Raw genomic sequence first — 19518 nt, forward strand, 5'->3', positions numbered from 1 at the left:
ACTGGATTTTTTCCCGCGGCTATAAAGGCTGGAACAAGATGACGGATAACATGTAGTCTTAACGTTTCATAAAGGAAAATTGGAAACGTTCGAGAAAAACATGAAATAATGCCGCCATAACAGGGCCTGCCTTTTCAAAACTGTGTTGTAATGTTGGAGGGAGTAGTCGCTTGCTGGCGATTGCAACGGGGCAGGCAGGCCAATACTAGCACCATAACACAGAGCGACAGTGGAATGGATTGTCCCATCCTGCCAAACAGGGTTGGCGGAAGTGAGGCAGGGAGTGCTACGACCAGCACCCCTGTTTTGCCCCATTCCAGATGGTCCAGCATATGGCCCATTCCATCATAAGCGGTGGAAATACCGGTATTGGCGGCACGGGCCACAGGAAGCCCTTCCTCCACAGCCCGCAATCGCACGGAGGAAAGGTGCTGGCGTGGACCTGCGCTGTTCCCGAACCATGCATCGTTCGTCACGTTCGCCAGCCACCGGGGGCGATCGTGGGCGTTAACCACGTCGCCCGAAAAAATAACCTCGTAGCATATAAGGGGCCCAACTGCGGGAATATCGGGCAGGTGCCATGTCTGCGGGCCGGGCCCTGCGGCCATACCGCCTTGTGGAATAATCTGGAGAGGGATGAAAGGAGGCTGATATTCACCAAACGGCACAAGCCGGGCCTTATCATAGACGGCCTGTATGCTGCCATCTGGGGCCAGCGCCATAACGGAGTTGCGATAATGCCCTCCATTATCCATGCGGAGCGCGCCAATAATGCCTGCATCGGCCCCGACCGCCCATTCCATAATGGCCTGTCGCGCACGGGGGCTGTCCTGCATCAGGTCGTAGCCGGGAAAAGCGGTTTCAGGCCAGAGAAATACAATGGGGCGGAACCGCTCATCCGGCTTGCGCAGGGCCACCTGCAGGGCCTGCGCGTCCTGCACACCCTGAGCGGTCAGATGCAGGTAGCGCGTAAAAACATCACGCGGGCTTTGTCGGCCGATCTTTTCGGATTCAGGCACATTCCCCTGCACAATGACGGCAATGGGACCGGGTGCGCTGGTCGGGTGAACAGTGTAAAGCCGTACAGCGCCTGCGGTGCACCACAGTAGCATGCCAGCGATGGAGGCCGCAAAAACACGTCTGCGTACGGCCGGTGGCAGAGGGGCGGGGGCATGATGGGGGCCAGACAGCCGGTTCGCCCAGCGGGTGAGTGGTGTCTGCTCCAGCAGGGATGCCCCGCAGAGCAGGGCAAGCAGAACCAGAGCCAGGGTCAGGCCGTCCTCTCCCACCCATGCGGCTGGCTGGATCAGCAGGGTGCCCACAGGGCCGGGTATGGCAAGGCAACTCCCCAAAGCGTTCCATGTAAAACCGCTGAAAATGAAGGTGCGGCCCATATCAAACAGGGTCCACAGGGCAGCAAAGGCGCTCAGGCGGCGCAGGCCGGGGGGGAGCAGGGTGCATAATGCAGCCGGAACCGCCACTGTGGGGGCCAGAATGAGCGCGCAGCCAAGGGAGGGGAATGGAACAAACCACCAGAATTCATCTGCCCGGATCAGCACGGCATTGACCAGCCAGTACAGACCGGCGGCATAAAAGCCAAATCCGAACAGGGCACCCGTCCACGCCGCGTGCCGCCAGTTCCGGGTTGTGTTGAGTTTTTGCCCAAGCAGACCAAAGCTCAGGAGAAGCACTGGCAGAATATGGAGCGGGGGCAGCGCCAGTGTGGATATGCCACCAAGCCCCAGCATAAAGATAACAAAACAAAGAGTTTCCCGTTTTGGACAAAAGCGGGAAAACACGTTTTTTAAAGGCATGGGAGTGCTCATGGCACAGGCAGGCTGCCTGCCTGCCTGATGAATCCGTGAAAGATCAGGATGACGGGCAATCTGCCATATACGACCTAGTCCAGCGCATCGCGCAGGCGGCGTTCGTAATGACGGTAATATTTGTCTGCCAGCAGTTCGCTTTTGACCAGAATGGCAACATCGGTGGTGTTGAACTGCGGGTCAATGACGGCGCCATCCCCAACATAACCGCCAAGGCGCAGATACCCTTTGATAAGGGGCGGTAGCCCCACAAGGCAGCGGCGCACATTCAGCGTGTGCGGGTCTGAACGCAGCATTTCTACCCGGCGGTTTTCCAGCGCACGGACGCGCAGGGCAGGGGGAGCCAGATGATTATGGTACAGATAGGTCAGTTCATCTGCAATCTGGTCCGGGTCCGTGCAGGGCAGGCTGGCGCAACCAAAGAGCAGGTCTATGCGGTGCAGAAAGATGTAGGAGGCAATGCCGCGCCACAAAAGCTGCATGGCCGCCCGGCCACGGTAGTTCTTGTCCACGCAGGAGCGCCCGACTTCCAGCAGGCGACCGGGGAACTCCTTGAGCGGAGTAATGTCGTATTCGTTGGAGGAATAGAAACGCCCGATCTTCTGGGCGGCATCCCCCTGCACAAGGCGGTAGGTCCCCACAACACCGCGTGCGTCCGAGGCGATGGCGTTGTCGATGACCAGAAGATGGTCGGCAACGCTGTCAAACTCGTCAATATCACGCTTCAGGCGCAGGGTTTCCGGGCTTGGGTGAGCGCCCATTTCCTCATAAAAAACGCGGTAGCGCAGGGCCTGTGCCGCATCGCGTTCGTCATCGGTTTCAGCAATGCGGACACTCAGGCTACCGCCATGCAGTTCGGGAAAGCGCGAGCGGTCAAGATCAAGCGTGGAGAGCCCGCCAGTGGTTTGTGTGGAATTCATGTCTGCTCTCCCTTGCGGCGTGAGCGGGGCGTTGTTTTGCCCGGGGAAGCGCTGGCTGCGGGCTGGCGTTTTTTACCAAACAGTTCCAGCCGCATGGAGACAAACTCGAATCCAAGCCTGTCTGCCACCGTCTTCATGAAAGCCTCATGTTCGGGGTCTTCAAACTCGATCACTTTCCCGTTATCCACGTCGATCAGGTGGTAATGGTGCCGACCATGTTCCGTTGCTTCGTACCGAGCACGTCCACCGCCAAAGTCCCGGCGTTCCAGAATGCCTTTTTCCTCCAGCAGCCGCACCGTGCGATACACGGTGGCCACCGAAATGCGGGAGTCCAGCACAGCCGCGCGGCGGTACAGTTCCTCCACATCCGGGTGGTCATCTGCTTCGGAAAGAACACGGGCGATAACGCGCCGTTGTCCGGTCATTTTCAGGCCGTGTTCGATACACAGCTGCTCAATCCGTGATTCTGCCGCTTGTACCTTCAAGGTCACAAACCCTGTCTCATGTTATCATCTCTGCGTTCGTCATTCAGGTAGCCGAAGTCAGAGGTGTTTGTCCAATTTTACACGATCATACAGTTTTTTTATGGTGTGTATGCCTGCCTGTATGATGCTGGCGTGTCATTTTTTTCCCTCGGAAGGAGGAAAATCCGCATGAATGAGACCCTGATCCCGGGACAGGACGAGGCTGCCAACACGGCGGTGCTGGATATTACAGGGGAAAAATGCCCCATGACCTTTGTGCGCACCCGGCTGGCGCTGGATGGTCTGCCCCCCGGTGGCCTGCTGGCGGTGCGGCTTATGGGGGAGGAACCACACCGTAATGTCAGCCGCTCCGTGCGGGCGTTAGGGCATATCATTCTGGCAGACGCTCCCCAGTCGGACGGGAGTGTGGTGCTGACAGTCCGCAAAAAAGAGGCCGCATCTGCTTCGGCCTGAAAAAACAGACACTCAGCAGATGCGGCCCGCCTGATCCGCAGGGCCTGACCCTGCGGCTGGCCTAGTTGTTCATGGCTTCAAAGAAGTCATTGTTGGTTTTGCTGTATTTCAGCTTGTCGAGCAGGAAGTCCATGGCATCCATGGTGCCCATGGGAGCCAGAATCCGGCGTAGAACCCACATTTTGGACAGGGTGGCCCGGTCAACCAGCAGTTCTTCCTTACGTGTGCCGCTCTTGGTGATGTCAATGGCGGGGAAGGTGCGCTTGTCGGCCAGCTTGCGGTCAAGGATGAGTTCGGAGTTACCCGTACCCTTGAACTCTTCAAAGATGACTTCGTCCATGCGGCTGCCGGTATCAATCAGGGCAGTGGCGATAATGGTCAGGGAGCCACCTTCCTCAATATTACGGGCCGCACCAAAAAAGCGCTTGGGCCGCTGCAGGGCATTGGCGTCCACACCACCGGTCAGCACCTTGCCCGATGAGGGTACAACCGTGTTGTAGGCGCGTGCCAGACGGGTGATGGAGTCCAGCAGGATCACCACATCGCGCTTGTGCTCGACCAGCCGCTTGGCTTTTTCCAGCACCATTTCCGTTACCTGCACATGGCGATGCGCCGGTTCATCGAAGGTGGAGGAAATGACTTCGCCACGCACGGAGCGGGCCATGTCGGTCACTTCCTCGGGCCGTTCGTCAATGAGCAGCACGATCAGGAACACTTCGGGGTGGTTGGCGCTGATGGAGGAGGCAATGCTCTGGAGCATGACCGTTTTGCCCGTGCGCGGCGGGGCCACGATCAGGGCGCGCTGGCCCATGCCAATGGGGGATACCAGATCGATCACCCGTGGGGTGAAGTCCTTCTGGGAGCCCTTTTTGTTGTTTTTATCGCCCTTGGGTTCGGGAGCGGTGGCCTGATTTTCCACTTCCATCTGCAGGCGGCGCTCGGGGTAGAGCGGGGTCAGGTTATCAAAATTGATCCGGTGGCGAACGGCATCGGGGGACTCAAAATTGATCGTGTTGATCTTGAGCATGGAGAAGTAGCGTTCGCCATCACGCGGGGCGCGAATCTGCCCTTCAACCGTGTCACCCGTGCGCAGGCCAAAACGGCGGACCTGTGTGGGGGAGATGTAGATATCATCCGGACCGGGAAGGTAGTTGGATTCGGGCGCACGCAGGTATCCAAACCCGTCATGCATGATCTCAAGCGTGCCCTCGCCATAAATGGCCTGATCATTATCCGCCAGCGTTTTGAGGATGGCGAACATCATGTCCTGCTTGCGCAGGGAGGACGCGTTTTCGATATTCAGGTCTTCAGCACAGGCCAGAAGGTCGGCTGGGGACTTGGCCTTGAGTTCCGCAAGATGCATCTAATAAATGCCCTGACTGGCAAGAAAAGTTCAAAAGGGGAAGGTCCGGATCGTTCCATGCTGCGGCAGAGCCGGTCGGGGAGACCGGAGGCAGGCATGCCTGATAAGGCAGGGCCGAGCCAGAAGGAACCTGACGGGAAGGAATACCGCTGGGCAGGTGAAGTCAGCCAGCGTCTGGAACCGGATACTACGCGCGGCGGGCTTGATCGTCAACACAGGAATGAGGCTGGCGCGCCGGAGATCAAGGCTACTTGATGCCGCCCAGCCAGCCTTTTTTCCAGAACCACAGCAGGGGCAGTACAATGGTGGCCGCCATGAGCCCGAGCGAGTACCAGTAGCCAAAAGACCAGCTCAGTTCCGGCATGTCTTTGAAGTTCATACCGTAAATACCAGCAATCAGGGTGGGGGCGACGCCAATGAAGCTGACAACGGTCAGCACCTTCATCACCCCGTTCTGTTCGATGTTGATGAACCCAAGGGTGGCATCAAGCAGGAATTCAACCTTGTCCTGCGACTGGGAGACATATGCATCGAGCGAGGACAGGTCACGGCTGACCGATGTAATGCGCGCACGCAGAATGCCCGATAACGCATAGGCCGCCGTTGTCTTGCCCTCTTCCCCCGGCGCTGCCGTGGCAAGTGGGGTGGGCGGTGCGGTGCGAGGGGTACACAGGGCAAACCCCGTGACCGGAATGGTGGATGCGGTTTTGCGGCTTTCGCCCAGAAACAGGGCAATGCGCTCCATGCCCAGCAGCGTGTCCCGCATGCGTGAGCACAGATTGCCCGCCTCGCCAACACGCTGGAGCAGGTTGCGCTGCCATACGGCCACGTTACGGATGGGGGGCTGCTGTGTGCGGGCACGAAAAATATCGTGCGAGAGCGTGTCCAGCAGGTTACCCATGCTTTCCAGAATATCGGCCAGCCGGTCCACAATGGCTTCGATCAGGGCGACCAGTATCTCGCTCGGGTGGAGCTGGGTGTCGTGCTGGGGTGGGATCTCGGTTGGTGGTGGGGGTGTGCTCGGGCGTTCAGGTGCGGCATGTGGTGGGGGCATGGCGGAGGTCACGCACCCTGCTACAAGCTGGGCTACGCTCTCGAACGCCAGATAGAACTGGAAACGGATGGTAAAAAGCCGCTTTTCGGTCAGGATAAAACCCACCGGCATGGTCTGGAAATCCGACCCGCTCTTGCGCAGCAGGGGGGAGGACAGAAAAGCCGCGCCATTGCGTACGCTGATGCGTGATGAACTTTCGATCGCGCTCAGGTCTTCCAGTGAGGGAATGGGCTGGCCACAGAGCTTTTCCGCCAGAGCCAGTTCATGGGAAGTGGGGTTGAGGAGATCCAGCCAGACAGCATTTCTGGCATCGTCTTCCGTTTCAACGGCGCGAGCAGGCATACCGGGCCTGTGGGCCAGAAACATGCGATTCTCCCAGTTCGTGCCCTGTGGGCCTGTATAGCTGTATTGTCCGGTTCCGGCGCTTGCCCGCCGGAGCACGTGCATGTTCAAGTATGACGCGTTTGTCGGGTTTGTGGCAAGATGACCACGCGGGACCGTGCAATGCGGTGGCGCATCTGGTAAGCCATTTTGCCAGTTGAAAAGAGTAGAACACGAGGTGCCCCGGCAGGGCGCGCCATGGGGTCAAAGGAGCGGCAGAACGAGTAATGGCGAACCCGATCGAACACGGCGGCGCAGCGGCGCAGAGCAATTCCTTCAGGCAGCAGCCTGACGAGCACGGGCATTTTGGTGGCCGGTACGGTGGCCGCTTTGTGGCCGAAACGCTCATGCCGCTTATTCTGGAACTGAATGAGGCGTACGAGGCCGCAAAGGCCGACCCCGCTTTTCATAAGGAACTGGCATATTACCAGACCGATTATATCGGTCGGCCCAGCCCGCTATGGTTCGCCCGCCGTATGACCGAAGCGTTTGGGGGGGCAAAAATCTACCTCAAGCGTGAGGAACTCAATCACACCGGTTCGCACAAGCTCAATAACGTCATGGGGCAGATCCTGCTTGCCCGCCGCATGGGCCGCACCCGCATTGTGGCAGAAACCGGGGCAGGCCAGCACGGCGTGGCTACTGCAACCGTATGCGCCCTGTTTGGCATGAAATGCGTGATCTACATGGGGGCTACCGATGTGGAGCGGCAGAAGCCAAACGTGTTCCGCATGCGCCTGCTGGGGGCGGAGGTTGTGCCCGTAACCGCTGGAGCCGGTACGCTCAAGGACGCCATGAACGAAGCCATGCGGGACTGGGTGGCCAATGTGGCTGACACCTACATGCTGATCGGCACCGTGGCTGGCCCGCACCCGTACCCCGCCATGGTGCGTGATTTCCAGAGCGTGATCGGGGAGGAAACCAAAGCGCAGATGCAGGCCGCCGAAGGCCGTCTGCCCGATGTGGTGGTGGCCGCCATTGGGGGTGGCTCCAACGCCATGGGGATTTTTTACCCGTTCCTCGATGATGTGTCCGTGCGCCTGATTGGCGTGGAAGCCGCAGGCCACGGGCTGGATAGTGGCAAAACCGCCGCCTCCATCGAGCGTGGCCGCCCCGGTGTGCTGCACGGCAACCGCACCTACCTGCTACAGAACGCGGATGGCCAGATTGACGAGGCCCATTCCATCAGCGCCGGGCTGGACTACCCCGGTGTCGGCCCCGAACATTCCTGGCTGAACGATATTGGGCGCGCGGAATATGTGGGTGCGACCGATACCGAGGCGCTGGAAGCCTTCCAGCTCTGCACAAAGCTGGAAGGGATTATTCCCGCGCTCGAATCGGCGCATGCCGTTGCCTATGCGGCCAAGATTGCCCCCACCTTGTCCAGAGACACATTGCTGGTGGTGAACCTGTCCGGCCGGGGGGACAAGGATATCTTCACTGTTGCCGAACATCTGGGAGTCACGCTGTGAGCCGTATTGCTGCCCGTTTTAAAGCCCTTGCTGCCCAAGGCCGTGGTGCGCTCATTCCCTATCTGGAGGCATATGATCCGGACCGGGAGACCTCTCTGGAGCTGTTCCGCGCCATGCCAGCGGCTGGTGCCGACCTGATCGAGGTTGGCATGCCTTTTTCCGACCCGTCGGCCGATGGTCCTGTTATTCAGGCCGCCGCCCTGCGCGGGCTCAAGGCCGGTGCCACGCTGGTTGGCGTACTGGATATGGTGGCCGAATTCCGTAAAGGGGATGATGCAACCCCGGTGATTCTGATGGGGTATGTCAACCCGGTTGAATCCTATGGTTACGAGCGTTTCTGCAAGGATGCCGCCGCCGCAGGGGTGGATGGGCTTATTCTGGTTGATCTCCCTCCCGAGGAAGGCGCGGTTATCGCCGCTCCCGCACAGGCTGCGGGGCTGGACATCATTCGTCTGGTCGCCCCCACCACGCCGGATGCCCGTCTGGAGTATGTGCTGGGGCATGCATCGGGCTTTGTGTATTATGTGAGCATTGTGGGCATTACGGGTACCCGCTCGGCCAGTGCGCATGACCTTGCTGGCGCCATCCCTCGCATACGTGCCGCCACAGACCTGCCCATAGCCATTGGCTTTGGCGTTCGCACGCCCGAGCAGGCCGCGCAGGCTGCCAGCATTGCCGATGGGGCCGTTGTGGCCTCGGCCCTGCTGGCCACACTGGCGCAAACGCTGGATGAGCAGGGGCGCGCCACACCCCAGACCCTGCCGCGTGTGCTGGAGCAGATCCGTGGTCTGGCACAGGCAGTCCGTGCTGCGGGCCAGTTGCCGGAATGACAGGCGGCCGTGACTGCCCATGACCAATAAGCCGCGTAGTGTTGTTGTGGGCGGTGGCCCGGCCGGGCTTGCCGCAGCCGAGTATCTGGCCGAGCGCGGGTTTGGCGTGCAGGTTATGGAGCGCATGCCAAGCCTTGGCCGCAAGTTTCTGATGGCTGGGCGGGGTGGGCTGAACATTGCCCATTCCGAAGCGCATGAGACGGTGCTGGAGCGCTATGGTCCCGCCAACTCCTGGCTGCGTCCCGCTCTGGACGCGTGGACCATGCAGAACATCCGGGACTGGATGGCAGGGCTGGGGCAGGAGAGCTTTATTGGTTCCTCTGGTCGGGTTTTTCCCGTGGGGATGAAGGCATCCCCCCTGCTGCGGGCATGGCTTGCCCGCCTGAACGCCGCTGGCGTGACCTTCCAGACCCGTGCGGACTGGCAGGGGTGGGGGGCACATGAACAGCTTGTGTTTAACCTGCAACAGGCAGGAGATGGAGCGCCCCACACGGCTGAACTGGCGGCCGATGCCGTAGTGCTGGCCCTTGGTGGGGCAAGCTGGCCACGGCTGGGCAGTTCCGGTGGCTGGGTGCCCCTGCTGCAACAGCGCGGGGTGGAGGTGGCCCCTCTGGAGCCTGCCAATTGCGGGTTCTGTACCCCATGGTCCACCTTTTTTGCCGAGCGTTTTGCCGGTACCCCCTTAAAACCTGTAGCCCTGACATTTGAAGGCAGGCGTGTGCGGGGTGAAATTGTGTTGACCCGCACAGGCATGGAAGGGGGCGCGCTTTATGCGCTCTCCCGCGCCGTGCGGCAGGCCATAACCGCGCAGGGGCAGGCAACCGTGCTGTGTGACCTGCGCCCGGACCTGAGCGAGCAGGACCTGCTGGACAGGCTGCGCGCCACCCGAATGCGGGAGAGCCTGAGCAACCGCTTGCGCAAGGCCATAAAGCTGGCCCCCGCAGCCGTGGCTCTGCTGCGGGAGGCGAGAGACGTGCTGCCAGCAGACCCGCGTGTCTTGGCAGCCCTGATCAAGGCCGTGCCCGTTACTTTTTACGCGCCAGAGCCGCTGGCCCGCGCCATTTCCACCGCCGGAGGGATTACGCAGGCAGCGTGTGACGAATCCTTTATGCTCAGGGCGTTGCCCGGTGTGTTTGTTGCGGGTGAAATGCTGGACTGGGAGGCCCCGACCGGGGGCTACCTGCTCCATGCCTGCCTTGCTACCGGCCGTGCGGCGGCAAAGGGGGCAGAGGCATGGTTGCGCAAGGGTGGGGCAAGGCGGTATCCCCTCCAGTCATGAACAGCATGATTACAATGGGGGAGGTGCCGGGAGGCGGTCCGGCACAGATGGACCTTGGCGAACTTCTGGCTACGCGTCTGCTGGTTCAGGGGAACTCCGGATCGGGCAAGTCGCATCTTCTGCGGCGGTTGCTGGAGCAGTCTGCCCGTATGGTGCAGCAGGCTATTATTGATCCCGAAGGCGATTTTGTCAGTCTGGCTGAAAAATTCGGCCATCTGGTCATAGATGGTGCCGATCATTCAGAAATGGCCCTGCACGCCGCAGGGGAGCGCATGCGCATGCACCGCGCGTCCGTTGTGCTGAATCTGGAAGGGTTGGATGCAGACCAGCAGATGCGCTGGGCGGCCGCTTTTCTGGGTGGTATGTTCGAGGTGCCGCGCCAGCACTGGTACCCTGTGCTGGTGGTGGTGGACGAGGCCCAACTGTTTGCACCAGCCGCAGCGGGCGAAGTATCGGACGAGGCCCGCCGGGCCTCCCTTGGCGCCATGACCAACCTGATGTGCCGTGGGCGCAAACGTGGCCTTGCCGGGATTATTGCAACGCAGCGTCTGGCCAAGCTGGCCAAGAACGTGGCGGCGGAAGCCTCCAATTTTCTGATGGGCCGCACGTTTCTGGATATCGACATGGCGCGTGCTGCCGACCTGCTGGGTATGGAGCGCAGGCAGGCCGAAGCGTTCCGGGACCTCGCACGTGGTACGTTTGTCGCCCTTGGTCCGGCCCTTAGTCGCAGGCCGCTTTCGGTCCGTATTGGCTCGGTGGAAACCGAAAGCCGCTCGGCCGGGCCGGTGCTTGCCCCCTTTGAGCCGCCAACCGCGCCGGTGCACGAGCTTATTCTGGCCCCCGTGCCGGTGCATGACCTGCCCGCCCGCCAGCGCAAGGCCCCTGCTCCTTCCGCCCCCGACCTGCTGACGCAGCTTGCTGCCCACGGGGAGGCACAGGCCAGTGTGCAGGCCGAACAGGAGCAGGAGGAAGATACGGCCGAAACCCAGGCCGAGCGCGAAGCCCGCATGACCGCCGTCCTGCGTGACATGATGGAGGATGAGGAGTCGTCCTTCAGGCCCGTGCCTGTTCTGTATCAGGACTTTCTGGTGCGTTGCCGTATTGCCGGGCTGGGGCGCAATGCGCTGGACCTGCGGCGCTTCAACCGTGCGCTGGCCACAGCACGCAGCGGGGTGAGCGAAGATACCTCCTCCTCCACGCAGTGGCAGGAGGCAGAAAGCCGCGCATCCTCCCTGCCGGAAGATTTGCAGGCGGTCTTTCTGTTTCTGGCCCGCGCGGCCATTGAGCGCACACCATGCCCGTCCGATGCCCAGATTGCCAAGGTGTATGGCACGGTTTCCACCGGGCGTGCACGCCGCCTGCTGGCATGGCTGGAAGACCAGAATCTGCTCGTATTGCGGGCCGATGGTATGGGGCGGCGGGTGCTGACCTTTATAGGAACAGGGTGGGAAACACTGCCCGGTATGGCCGATAGCTGACCAGTCCGCCCGTTTTGTGGGCAAAAGGCGCAAAAGAACACGCCCGCGGGCATGACGGGCGGAGCGGGGAGTGCTATAGCTCGAGGCATGACGGACGACCCGCCCTTTAGCCCGGCCCTGCTGCCTGCTGGCTTTGTAGATCTGCTCACCCCCGATGCCCGAACGGAAGCGCGGGGTGTGGCCACTCTTATGGATGTGTTTGCCTCCCACGGCTACGACAGCGTCCGCCCGCCTCTTATGGAGTTTGAGGAGACCTACCTTGCCGGTGCAGGGGTGGCTCTGGCGGAGCAGTGCTTCCGGGTCATGGACCCGGATACGCGGCGCATGATGGTCCTGCGCCCAGACATTACCCCCCAGATCGCCCGTATGGCCGCGACTCGCGTTGCCGGGTCGCCGCGCCCGCTCCGTGTTTCTTACGCCGGGCCGTGTGTTGTGGTGGCCCCTGTGGCGGCGGAGGAAAGCAGCCGCCAGATCATGCAGACCGGCATAGAGCTGATCGGCCCGGATTCCCCCGAAGCCGATGCCGAGGTCATGTCCATCGGGGCAGAAGCGCTCATGCGTCTGGGTGTGAAGGATGTCTCCTTCGACCTGACCATGCCGCCCTTTATTCCCGCCCTGCTGGAGGAGGCCGGTGTGCCCGCCGCCCAGCGCCCGGCACTTATGCGCGCACTTGACCGCAAGGATGCCGCCGCCGTGGCCCAGCATGGGGGTGCATTGGCGGCCACGCTTATTGCCCTGCTGGATGCTACCGGGGCTGCCGAACATACTGTGGCGCAACTGGCAGAACTGACCCTGCCCCCCAAGGCCCGCATTGTTCTGGACCGGCTGATTGATACGGTCGCAGCTGTGCGCGAAATCTGCCCGGCCCTGCGCATGACCGTGGATCCGGTGGAGTTTCGGGGCTGGAAGTACCATACCGGCGTATGCGTAACTCTGTTTGCCGTTGGCCGCTCGGAAGAACTGGGGCGTGGCGGGCGTTATCTTTGCAATGATAACGAACCGGCCTGTGGGTTAACCCTGCGCCCCGATGTGCTGTTCCGCATGATCCCTCCCACACCAGCCCGTGCCCGCGTGTATCTGGCAGCAGATGCCAGCAGGCAGGAAGCGGCAGCTTTGCGTTCGCAGGGATACGCCACGGTGCGGGGCTTTGCATCCGGTGCGCAGGCCGAGGCCGAGGCGCGGCATTTGGGCTGTGGCATCATTCTTTCTGGCACTCAGCGGGTGGATCTGGCCTGAGGGCTTGCCCCTGGGTGCGATTGTTTTCTTTTTGACCAGCAGGCAGTTTTTTTCAGGAGCAGACCGTCTATGTCCAACGTAACCGTGATCGGCGCCCAGTGGGGCGATGAAGGCAAAGGCAAAATTGTTGACTGGCTCGCCAGCCGGGCCGACGTGGTGGTGCGTTTTCAGGGTGGTCACAATGCTGGCCATACGCTGGTGGTTGGCAATCAGGTTTACAAACTGTCGCTCCTGCCTTCAGGTGTTGTGAGCGGTAAGCTGGGCATTATCGGCAATGGCGTTGTGGTGGACCCGCAGGCTCTGCTGGCCGAAATTGCCCGCATTGGCGAACAGGGGCTGAAGGTTACGCCCGAAACCCTGAAAATTGCTGAAAACGTGCCCCTGATCCTGCCCGTGCATGGAGCACTTGACCGCGCGCGTGAGGCCGCCCGTGGCGACCGTAAGATCGGCACCACAGGCCGTGGCATTGGCCCCGCGTATGAAGACAAGGTGGCCCGCCGTGCCATCCGCCTGTGCGATCTGGCAGAGCCTGAAACGCTGGACTGGAAGCTGGACGAACTGCTCCTGCACCATAACACCCTGCTGGCAGGCCTTGGTGCGCAGACTTTCTCCAAGGAAGAACTGCTTGCCTTCCTGAGCGATGTTGCTCCCAAGGTGCTGCCATACATGGCTGCAACATGGGACATTCTGGACGATGCCCGCCGCAATGGCCGTCGTATCCTGTTTGAAGGTGCGCAGGCTGTTATGCTGGACGTGGACCACGGGACATACCCGTTTGTGACCAGCTCCAACACTGTTGCCTCCAATGCGGGCACGGGGGCTGGCATGGGGCCATCGGCTGCCGGGTTTGTGCTGGGTATTGCCAAGGCATACTGCACCCGCGTGGGTGAGGGGCCGTTCCCGACCGAACTGCATGATGGCATTGGCCGCCGCCTTGGTGAGCGCGGGCATGAATTTGGCACGGTTACGGGGCGTCCGCGCCGCTGCGGCTGGTTTGATGCGGTTCTGGTCCGTCACGCTGTGCGGGTTGGTGGCATCAACGGGCTGGCCCTGACCAAGCTGGACGTGCTGGATGGTCTGGACGAGATCAACATCTGCGTCGGTTACGAGCTGGATGGCCAGAAGATAGAGCGCTTCCCGTCCGGTTCAGCCGCACAGCAGCGTGTGCGCCCGGTGTATGAGACGATTGAAGGCTGGAAAGAAACCACACAGGGTGCCCGCCGCTGGGCAGACCTGCCCGCGCAGGCTATCAAGTATGTTCGCCGTGTGGAAGAACTGGTGGGGGCACCTGTAACCCTGCTGTCCACCAGCCCGGACCGGGATGACACCATTCTGGTGCGTGACCCGTTTGAAGACTGATTTATGACGGCTTTATGACAGGCTCTTTAAAGCCCCGGCCTTTGCGCCGGGGCTTTTTTGTTGGGGGTCTGCTGCTTTTTGGGGTGGGTCATAAAACATTCATAAAGTGGTTTTTCCCGTGTGAATGGCGGCTTTTATGGGGGTGCGGCGGGGCATCATGCGGCCTGCGCGGGGTTTGGGGCAGACGGGCGGTTGTTTTTTGTCATCTGCGCGTCATATCCTAGGTGCAGGTTTTTAAAAGGCATTCTGGTATGCATAAGGCAGATCTTCTGGTTGTTGAGGATGATCCGGCACTCGCCCGGCTTGTTAGCTACAATCTGGAAAAACAGGGTTACATGGTTCGCCACGCGGCGGACGGAGAGGCGGCCCTGGAGTATGTTCGGCAACGTCGGCCGGACCTGATCCTGCTGGACTGGATGCTGCCGGGTATTTCCGGGCTGGAAGTTTGCCGTCGCTTGCGCGAGCAGGCCAGAACGGCGGCCTTGCCCATTATCATGTTCAGTGCCCGTGGCGAGGAAGCAGACACTATTCGTGGGCTCGACACAGGGGCGGATGATTATCTGGTCAAGCCCTTTAGCATGGATGCGCTGTTTGCCCGGGTCAAAGCCATTCTGCGCCGGGCTCCCCCGGCGGATAAAACCCTGCGGTTTGATACGCTGGTCATGGACCGGGTGAGCCACAAGGTTGAGCGTGATGGTCGCCTGCTGTCTCTGGGGCCAACGGAATACCGGCTTTTAGAGTTCCTTATGCTGCACCCGGCACAGGTTTTCTCGCGTGAGGAACTGCTTAAACACGCATGGGAGCGCAGTTCTTTTGTAGAGCTGCGCACCGTGGATGTACATATCCGTCGCCTGCGGCAAACCCTGAACGAAGGGGGCGGGGTGGACCTGATCCGTACCGTGCGGGCCCGTGGCTATGCGCTGGATAAAGTGCAGGACCCGGACTAAGCAACAACCGCAAAAAGGGGCGGCTGATCATGCATGCTTGGCTGGCGGCACTCTGCGGTATGGCAGGGGGCGGTGCGTTGGCGGCTCTGTCGCTGTCTATTGCCCGCTCTGGCCGCTTTGAACCCTTGTCGGGGAATACGGAACGGCAGAAAACCCGGATCGGGCGCGATGCCGCTTCCGCAGTAACGCTGGACGAGGTTATGGCCTGCCTGCCTGCGGCAACATTGGTGCTGAATGACACACGCCTGCCCTTTGTGATTTCGGCCGAGGCCAGGCGGCAGTTTACAAACAGCCTTGGCAGCATTATCCGCCACCCGGCTTTTCAAAGCTCGGTGGACAGGCTTCTGGCGCAAAAAAAGGAAGACCAGCAACCGGCGGAAGCGCTGATCGTGCTGGATATTCCCCATTACCGCGTTGTGCGGGCATGGTTGCAGAAAAAAACCGTGCCAGATGCCTTTCTGCCTGAAGGTTATCGCAAGGGCGGTGGTGCGTTTTCATCCAGAATAACGCTGGTCTTTGTTGCCTTGCATGATGAGACCGAGGCCGTTCTGGCCGAGCGGCAGCATACGGATTTTGTGGCCTTTGCCAGCCATGAACTGCGCACGCCGCTGGCTTCCCTGCTGGGGTTCATAGAAACCTTGCAAGGTCCTGCGGCGGATGATCCGGTCATTCAAAAAGAGTTTCTGGGTATTATGTCCGAGCAGGCCAGGCGCATGCAGCGTCTGCTTGACGGGCTGCTTTATCTGTCACGCGTGCAGATGCAGGAACACCATAGACCCAGAGAAACAATAGGCATTGCCGAACTGCTCAGACGTTTGTCGGATGAGGCAGCGGGGTTGATTGCGGGTAAGCCTGTCCGTTTTCAGGTGCAGGTGGATGACGCGCAGGAACTCTGCGTGCAGGGAGATGAGGCCCAGCTTTTGCAGGTGCTGATGAACCTTGTGGAAAATGCGCTCAAATACGGCCTGTTTGATCGGGGTAAACGCAATGGAGATCCGTTGGATATTACGGTTTCCTGCACGCGGGCTGCCAGAAATTCTGGCTGGCCTGCCGAACCGGGGCTGGTGCTGAGCGTTACGGATACGGGGCCGGGTATTCCCGCGCGGCATCTTAACCGCCTGACCGAACGGTTCTACCGCGTGGCCAAAACGGCCGCCAGTGTGCAGGGCAGCGGGCTGGGTCTGGCCATTGTGCAGCAGATTCTGGCCCGTCATGACGGGCGTTTTGTTGTGGAAAGCACGGTGGGTGAAGGAACAGCCTGCCGGATATGGCTGCCGCTGCTTAGCTAGGCCCGCAGTGTCATAAAACCGTCATTCAATTGTCCTGAAAGCATAACACCATTCTGTTCTGATTTACGTTAACCCGGCATGGCACGGCACGTTTTTGTAGCCGTAAACTTTTGCAATTGGCTCAGGGAAAAAACCAACATGCGTTTTTCAGTCAGGTCTGGAATGTGTCTGGCCGTCATGACCACCTTCCTTACGGCACTTCCAGCTGCATCTCGGGCCGAGAGCGTGACCGGTGCAGGTTCCAGCTTTGCCGCTCCGATTTATGAAGCATGGGGCGCAGTTGCAAAGTCCGCTACTGGCGTGACCGTTAACTACCAGAGCGTGGGTTCCAGCGCAGGCCAGAACCAGATCGTGGCTGGCACGGTTGATTTTGGCGCATCCGATGCACCGATGGATGCCCAGAAGCTTGAAACCAACCACCTCTTCCAGTTCCCCACGGTCATGGGTGGCATTGTTCCGGTTGTGAACATCCCCGGCGGGATCAAGCCTGATACGATCACGCTGAGTGGTGATGTGCTGGCCGCAATTTATGCAGGCGCCATTACCTCCTGGAACGATCCCAAGATCGTTGCGCTGAATCCCGGTGTCAAGCTGCCAGAAGTGGCCATTGCACCTGTTCATCGTGCGGATGGTTCGGGCACGACCTTTGTGTTCACGTCCTACCTTGCCGGTTCTTCCTCCTCATGGAAGGAAAACTACGGTGCCAGCACATCCATCAGCTGGCCCGGTGGTCTGGGTGCGCGTGGGAATGACGGCGTTGCCGCAACCGTGCAGAACACCGAAGGTGGCATTGGTTATGTGGAATACGCCTATGCAAGCCGTAACCATCTGACCACTGTTCGCCTGCGCAACCATGCAGGGGCCAGCGTTGCAGCGGGCATGACCAGCTTCTCCCATGCAGCACAGGCAGCAGATTGGAGCCACGCTTCCCACTTTGCCGTGAACCTGCTGGACACGGATGGCCAGGAAGCGTGGCCGATCATGTCTGCAACTTACGTGCTGGTTCCCGTGCCTGCCCGTAACGCCGGGCGTGATCAGGCCGTGCAGAAGTTCTTTGGCTGGAGCTTCAATAACGGTGATAGCATTGCGACCAAGCTGGATTACGTCCCGCTGCCCAAGACCGTTAAGGACAGCATTATGTCCGCATGGAAAAGCGGTAAATAATCAGCCGTCTATAATTTTCACGGCGTATTTGAGCTTATTGGAAAGCGGCCCCGAAACGGGCCGCTTTTTTTCATAATTCTGTAACGAAACCATCACCGAAGCATCACGCACAAAGACGTTGTGGCGGGTTATTCACTCCTCATCGTTCTTATCATGGAATGGCCACAATGCGCTGTAACTCGCTTTTTTCCTCTGTTGCTCTAACGTCTTTTATGTTGGCTGGAATCGCTCCTGTGGCCGAGGCGGCTTCCACTGAGGATTCCGAAATCCGTTTGCTGCGTGCGGAAATGTCCCAGATGCGTCGGGATATGCAGCAGCAGATTGTCATCCTCAAGCATCAGCTGGCTAAAAGCGATGCAACCACAACCAAAGGCCGCATGGGTCAGGCAGCTGGTCACGGCCGCCACACCACGCATGTTGCCGATGGGGGCTATGACCCGAACGTGCAGTTCGGCGAGCAGGAACCCATGAAAAAGGTTGCGCCCCTGTCTGGCGTGGGCACTCCCCCGTCTGACCGTGGTGACACCATGTCCTGGAAAGACTTCAAGGCTGCCACGGCTTCTGATGAAGAAGTACGCATTGGCGGCATGATTGTCGGCTTCCCTAAAGGTCGCTTTACGGTTTCATCTGAAGATGGTGCGTATGGCTTCTCGGTTGGTCTGGCATTCCATGAAGACTTTGGTGGCTTCCTTGGCGCTGGTCCGCGTAGTGGGGAAACAAATGGCGATTTCAACAGCTTTACCGAAAACGCCCGCCGTGTCCGTATCCCCTTCACCTTCCGTTACAAAGACTGGGTTGCTAACGTAACGCCAGACTTTGGTGCTGGCGGTGCAGACGGTGCGACTTCTGACCAGACCCTGTATGAAGCAAACCTGAACTACACGGGGCTGCACAACACGATCCTGACAGTGGGTTACTTCCAGCCGCGCGTGACGGAAGAAGATTCCGAAAGCTCGAACGACTTCGAAATGATGGAACGTCCCGCTATTACCGATGCCGTGCGTAAGATTGCGGCGGGGGATGCGCGCTTCAGCTTTGGTGGCCTGCATTACGAAAAACGCTGGTGGATTGCTGCTTACTTTACGGGGCAGAGCTTTGGCCAGCGCAGCGGCAATGCAAGCGCCAACACCAATAATTATGGTTACAACGGGATTGTTAACAGCCAGACGGGCGGCACTTTCCGTGCTGCGGGTCGTCCCTACATGTCCAAAGATATTGATGTGCATGTTGGTATTTCCGCCATTAGCGCTTTCAAGGTGGCAGAAGTCTGCAAATCGGGTTCCGCTTCGTGCAGCAAGTCTTATGGCCCCAGCCAGTCGCCTGAAGTTAACCTGACCAGCACCAACCTGATTGGCGCGACAATCAACAACGCATCATCTGTCTGGTCTGCCGGTCCGGAACTGGGCTTCCGCTGGAAGAAAATGGTGCTCAAGGGCGAATACTATAATATTGGCGTCAACCGCAGCAATCAGCCGATTACGGGTGTGACGGAAGCGATGTCGCAGAAAACCGTTCACCTTCAGGGTTATTATGGTTCTGCCAATTATACACTGTTTGGAAAAGGTCGTGAATATAACATCAAGGAAGGCGCATTCAGCGCACCGGGTGTTGAACACGAATTTGATCCCTCACACGGTTACTGGGGCGCGCTCGAAATTACGGGCCGTTACAGCGTAACCGATTTCAGCGATGTTTCGGCTGATATTCGTGGTGGCCGTCAAACCGTCTGGTCCGGTGGTATCAACTGGTACCCCAACCGTCACTTCCGTTTCATGCTTGACTTCAACCACTTCATTGTTTCCCGCACGGCTACGGATGGTGGCATGAGCGCTTTGACGTGGAACAATGCAGGGCGCGATGGCAACTCCTTCGCTGCACGTGTGCAGGCTGCGTTCTAAAGTTTCTGCCTCTGGCGTGAGCCAGATATTCAGTATGGAAAAGGGCCATTCTTTTGAATGGCCCTTTTTTTATGCGCAGGTATG

Annotated in this window: 17 protein-coding genes; 12 read left to right on the top strand and 5 right to left on the bottom strand. The window is 59.7% G+C overall.

The features are described 5' to 3' along the window. Positions 1 to 134: 134 nt before the first annotated feature. The 3 genes from lnt to HNR55_RS09630 all read right to left on the bottom strand — a co-directional run bounded on the left by lnt (position 135) and on the right by HNR55_RS09630 (position 3237). Positions 135 to 1814, bottom strand: coding sequence for an apolipoprotein N-acyltransferase (lnt, locus tag HNR55_RS09620; RefSeq protein ID WP_242005530.1), 1680 nt, complete (start codon positions 1812 to 1814; stop codon positions 135 to 137). Positions 1815 to 1900: 86 nt separating this feature from the next. Beyond that, entirely contained in the window at positions 1901 to 2746 is an 846-nt protein-coding gene (locus HNR55_RS09625) for a GNAT family N-acetyltransferase (protein WP_166114398.1), read from the bottom strand. Next, on the bottom strand, positions 2743 to 3237 hold the full coding sequence (locus HNR55_RS09630) for a Fur family transcriptional regulator (protein ID WP_166114395.1): 495 nt from the start codon (positions 3235 to 3237) through the stop codon (positions 2743 to 2745). The genes HNR55_RS09625 and HNR55_RS09630 overlap by 4 nt, the downstream gene beginning before the upstream one ends. A gap of 162 nt (positions 3238 to 3399) precedes the next feature. Here HNR55_RS09630 and HNR55_RS09635 point away from each other — a divergent pair, with 162 nt between their 5' ends. Beyond that, positions 3400 to 3684, top strand: coding sequence for a sulfurtransferase TusA family protein (locus tag HNR55_RS09635; protein WP_166114392.1), 285 nt, complete (start codon positions 3400 to 3402; stop codon positions 3682 to 3684). A 61-nt stretch (positions 3685 to 3745) separates the two neighbouring features. Here HNR55_RS09635 and rho read toward each other — a convergent pair whose 3' ends face one another. Further along, the gene (gene rho / locus HNR55_RS09640) at positions 3746 to 5047 is read right to left on the bottom strand and encodes a transcription termination factor Rho (protein ID WP_166114389.1); all 1302 of its coding nucleotides are present in this window, start codon (positions 5045 to 5047) and stop codon (positions 3746 to 3748) included. A 96-nt stretch (positions 5048 to 5143) separates the two neighbouring features. Between rho and HNR55_RS09645 the strand changes: the two genes are divergently transcribed. Next, entirely contained in the window at positions 5144 to 5302 is a 159-nt protein-coding gene (locus HNR55_RS09645; protein ID WP_166114386.1) for a hypothetical protein, read from the top strand. On the opposite strand, the gene HNR55_RS09650 is transcribed toward HNR55_RS09645, so the two are convergent. After that, a complete protein-coding gene (locus HNR55_RS09650) occupies positions 5295 to 6443 on the bottom strand; it encodes a CorA family divalent cation transporter (protein ID WP_166114753.1) in 1149 nt (382 codons plus the stop codon). The genes HNR55_RS09645 and HNR55_RS09650 overlap by 8 nt on opposite strands. Positions 6444 to 6709: 266 nt before the next feature. Between HNR55_RS09650 and trpB the strand changes: the two genes are divergently transcribed. From trpB to HNR55_RS09700, 10 genes are all read left to right on the top strand, one after another. Next, the gene (trpB, locus tag HNR55_RS09655; protein ID WP_166114383.1) at positions 6710 to 7954 is read left to right on the top strand and encodes a tryptophan synthase subunit beta; all 1245 of its coding nucleotides are present in this window, start codon (positions 6710 to 6712) and stop codon (positions 7952 to 7954) included. Continuing rightward, positions 7951 to 8784, top strand: a complete 834-nt coding sequence (trpA, locus tag HNR55_RS09660; RefSeq protein ID WP_166114380.1) for a tryptophan synthase subunit alpha — start codon at positions 7951 to 7953, stop codon at positions 8782 to 8784. Before trpB ends, trpA begins: the two co-directional genes overlap by 4 nt. A 19-nt stretch (positions 8785 to 8803) precedes the next feature. Beyond that, complete coding sequence (locus HNR55_RS09665; RefSeq protein WP_166114378.1) at positions 8804 to 10063, top strand: TIGR03862 family flavoprotein; 1260 nt, start codon at positions 8804 to 8806, stop codon at positions 10061 to 10063. Beyond that, entirely contained in the window at positions 10060 to 11541 is a 1482-nt protein-coding gene (locus HNR55_RS09670; protein WP_166114750.1) for an ATP-binding protein, read from the top strand. The genes HNR55_RS09665 and HNR55_RS09670 overlap by 4 nt, the downstream gene beginning before the upstream one ends. A 51-nt stretch (positions 11542 to 11592) precedes the next feature. After that, entirely contained in the window at positions 11593 to 12777 is a 1185-nt protein-coding gene (locus HNR55_RS09675; protein WP_166114375.1) for an ATP phosphoribosyltransferase regulatory subunit, read from the top strand. Between the two features lie 69 nt (positions 12778 to 12846). Then, complete coding sequence (locus HNR55_RS09680; protein WP_166114372.1) at positions 12847 to 14136, top strand: adenylosuccinate synthase; 1290 nt, start codon at positions 12847 to 12849, stop codon at positions 14134 to 14136. 251 nt (positions 14137 to 14387) lie between these two features. Next, positions 14388 to 15083 (top strand): phosphate regulon transcriptional regulator PhoB, encoded by a 696-nt coding sequence (phoB, locus tag HNR55_RS09685; RefSeq protein ID WP_166114369.1) that lies wholly within the window; start codon positions 14388 to 14390, stop codon positions 15081 to 15083. A gap of 29 nt (positions 15084 to 15112) precedes the next feature. Further along, entirely contained in the window at positions 15113 to 16372 is a 1260-nt protein-coding gene (locus tag HNR55_RS09690; protein ID WP_166114366.1) for a sensor histidine kinase, read from the top strand. 138 nt (positions 16373 to 16510) lie between these two features. Further along, positions 16511 to 17536, top strand: coding sequence for a phosphate ABC transporter substrate-binding protein PstS (pstS, locus tag HNR55_RS09695; RefSeq protein ID WP_166114364.1), 1026 nt, complete (start codon positions 16511 to 16513; stop codon positions 17534 to 17536). 158 nt (positions 17537 to 17694) lie between these two features. Beyond that, on the top strand, positions 17695 to 19434 hold the full coding sequence (locus tag HNR55_RS09700; RefSeq protein WP_166114361.1) for an OprO/OprP family phosphate-selective porin: 1740 nt from the start codon (positions 17695 to 17697) through the stop codon (positions 19432 to 19434). Positions 19435 to 19518 lie beyond the last annotated feature (84 nt).

Source organism: Acetobacter lovaniensis, from assembly GCF_014207635.1.
GTDB classification, from domain to species: Bacteria; Pseudomonadota; Alphaproteobacteria; order Acetobacterales; family Acetobacteraceae; genus Acetobacter; species Acetobacter lovaniensis.

Excerpts from the sequence above, each read along its gene's own strand:
- HNR55_RS09680 (WP_166114372.1), top strand. The coding sequence starts at position 12,847 with ATGTCCAACGTAACCGTGATCGGCGCCCAGTGGGGCGATGAAGGCAAA.
- HNR55_RS09625 (WP_166114398.1), bottom strand. The coding sequence starts at position 2,746 with ATGAATTCCACACAAACCACTGGCGGGCTCTCCACGCTTGATCTTGAC.
- HNR55_RS09690 (WP_166114366.1), top strand. The coding sequence starts at position 15,113 with ATGCATGCTTGGCTGGCGGCACTCTGCGGTATGGCAGGGGGCGGTGCG.
- HNR55_RS09675 (WP_166114375.1), top strand. The coding sequence starts at position 11,593 with ATGACGGGCGGAGCGGGGAGTGCTATAGCTCGAGGCATGACGGACGAC.
- HNR55_RS09645 (WP_166114386.1), top strand. The coding sequence starts at position 5,144 with ATGCCTGATAAGGCAGGGCCGAGCCAGAAGGAACCTGACGGGAAGGAA.
- HNR55_RS09635 (WP_166114392.1), top strand. The coding sequence starts at position 3,400 with ATGAATGAGACCCTGATCCCGGGACAGGACGAGGCTGCCAACACGGCG.
- HNR55_RS09650 (WP_166114753.1), bottom strand. The coding sequence starts at position 6,443 with ATGCCTGCTCGCGCCGTTGAAACGGAAGACGATGCCAGAAATGCTGTC.
- HNR55_RS09670 (WP_166114750.1), top strand. The coding sequence starts at position 10,060 with ATGAACAGCATGATTACAATGGGGGAGGTGCCGGGAGGCGGTCCGGCA.
- HNR55_RS09700 (WP_166114361.1), top strand. The coding sequence starts at position 17,695 with ATGGCCACAATGCGCTGTAACTCGCTTTTTTCCTCTGTTGCTCTAACG.
- lnt (WP_242005530.1), bottom strand. The coding sequence starts at position 1,814 with ATGCCTTTAAAAAACGTGTTTTCCCGCTTTTGTCCAAAACGGGAAACT.
- phoB (WP_166114369.1), top strand. The coding sequence starts at position 14,388 with ATGCATAAGGCAGATCTTCTGGTTGTTGAGGATGATCCGGCACTCGCC.
- trpB (WP_166114383.1), top strand. The coding sequence starts at position 6,710 with ATGGCGAACCCGATCGAACACGGCGGCGCAGCGGCGCAGAGCAATTCC.
- pstS (WP_166114364.1), top strand. The coding sequence starts at position 16,511 with ATGCGTTTTTCAGTCAGGTCTGGAATGTGTCTGGCCGTCATGACCACC.
- rho (WP_166114389.1), bottom strand. The coding sequence starts at position 5,047 with ATGCATCTTGCGGAACTCAAGGCCAAGTCCCCAGCCGACCTTCTGGCC.
- HNR55_RS09665 (WP_166114378.1), top strand. The coding sequence starts at position 8,804 with ATGACCAATAAGCCGCGTAGTGTTGTTGTGGGCGGTGGCCCGGCCGGG.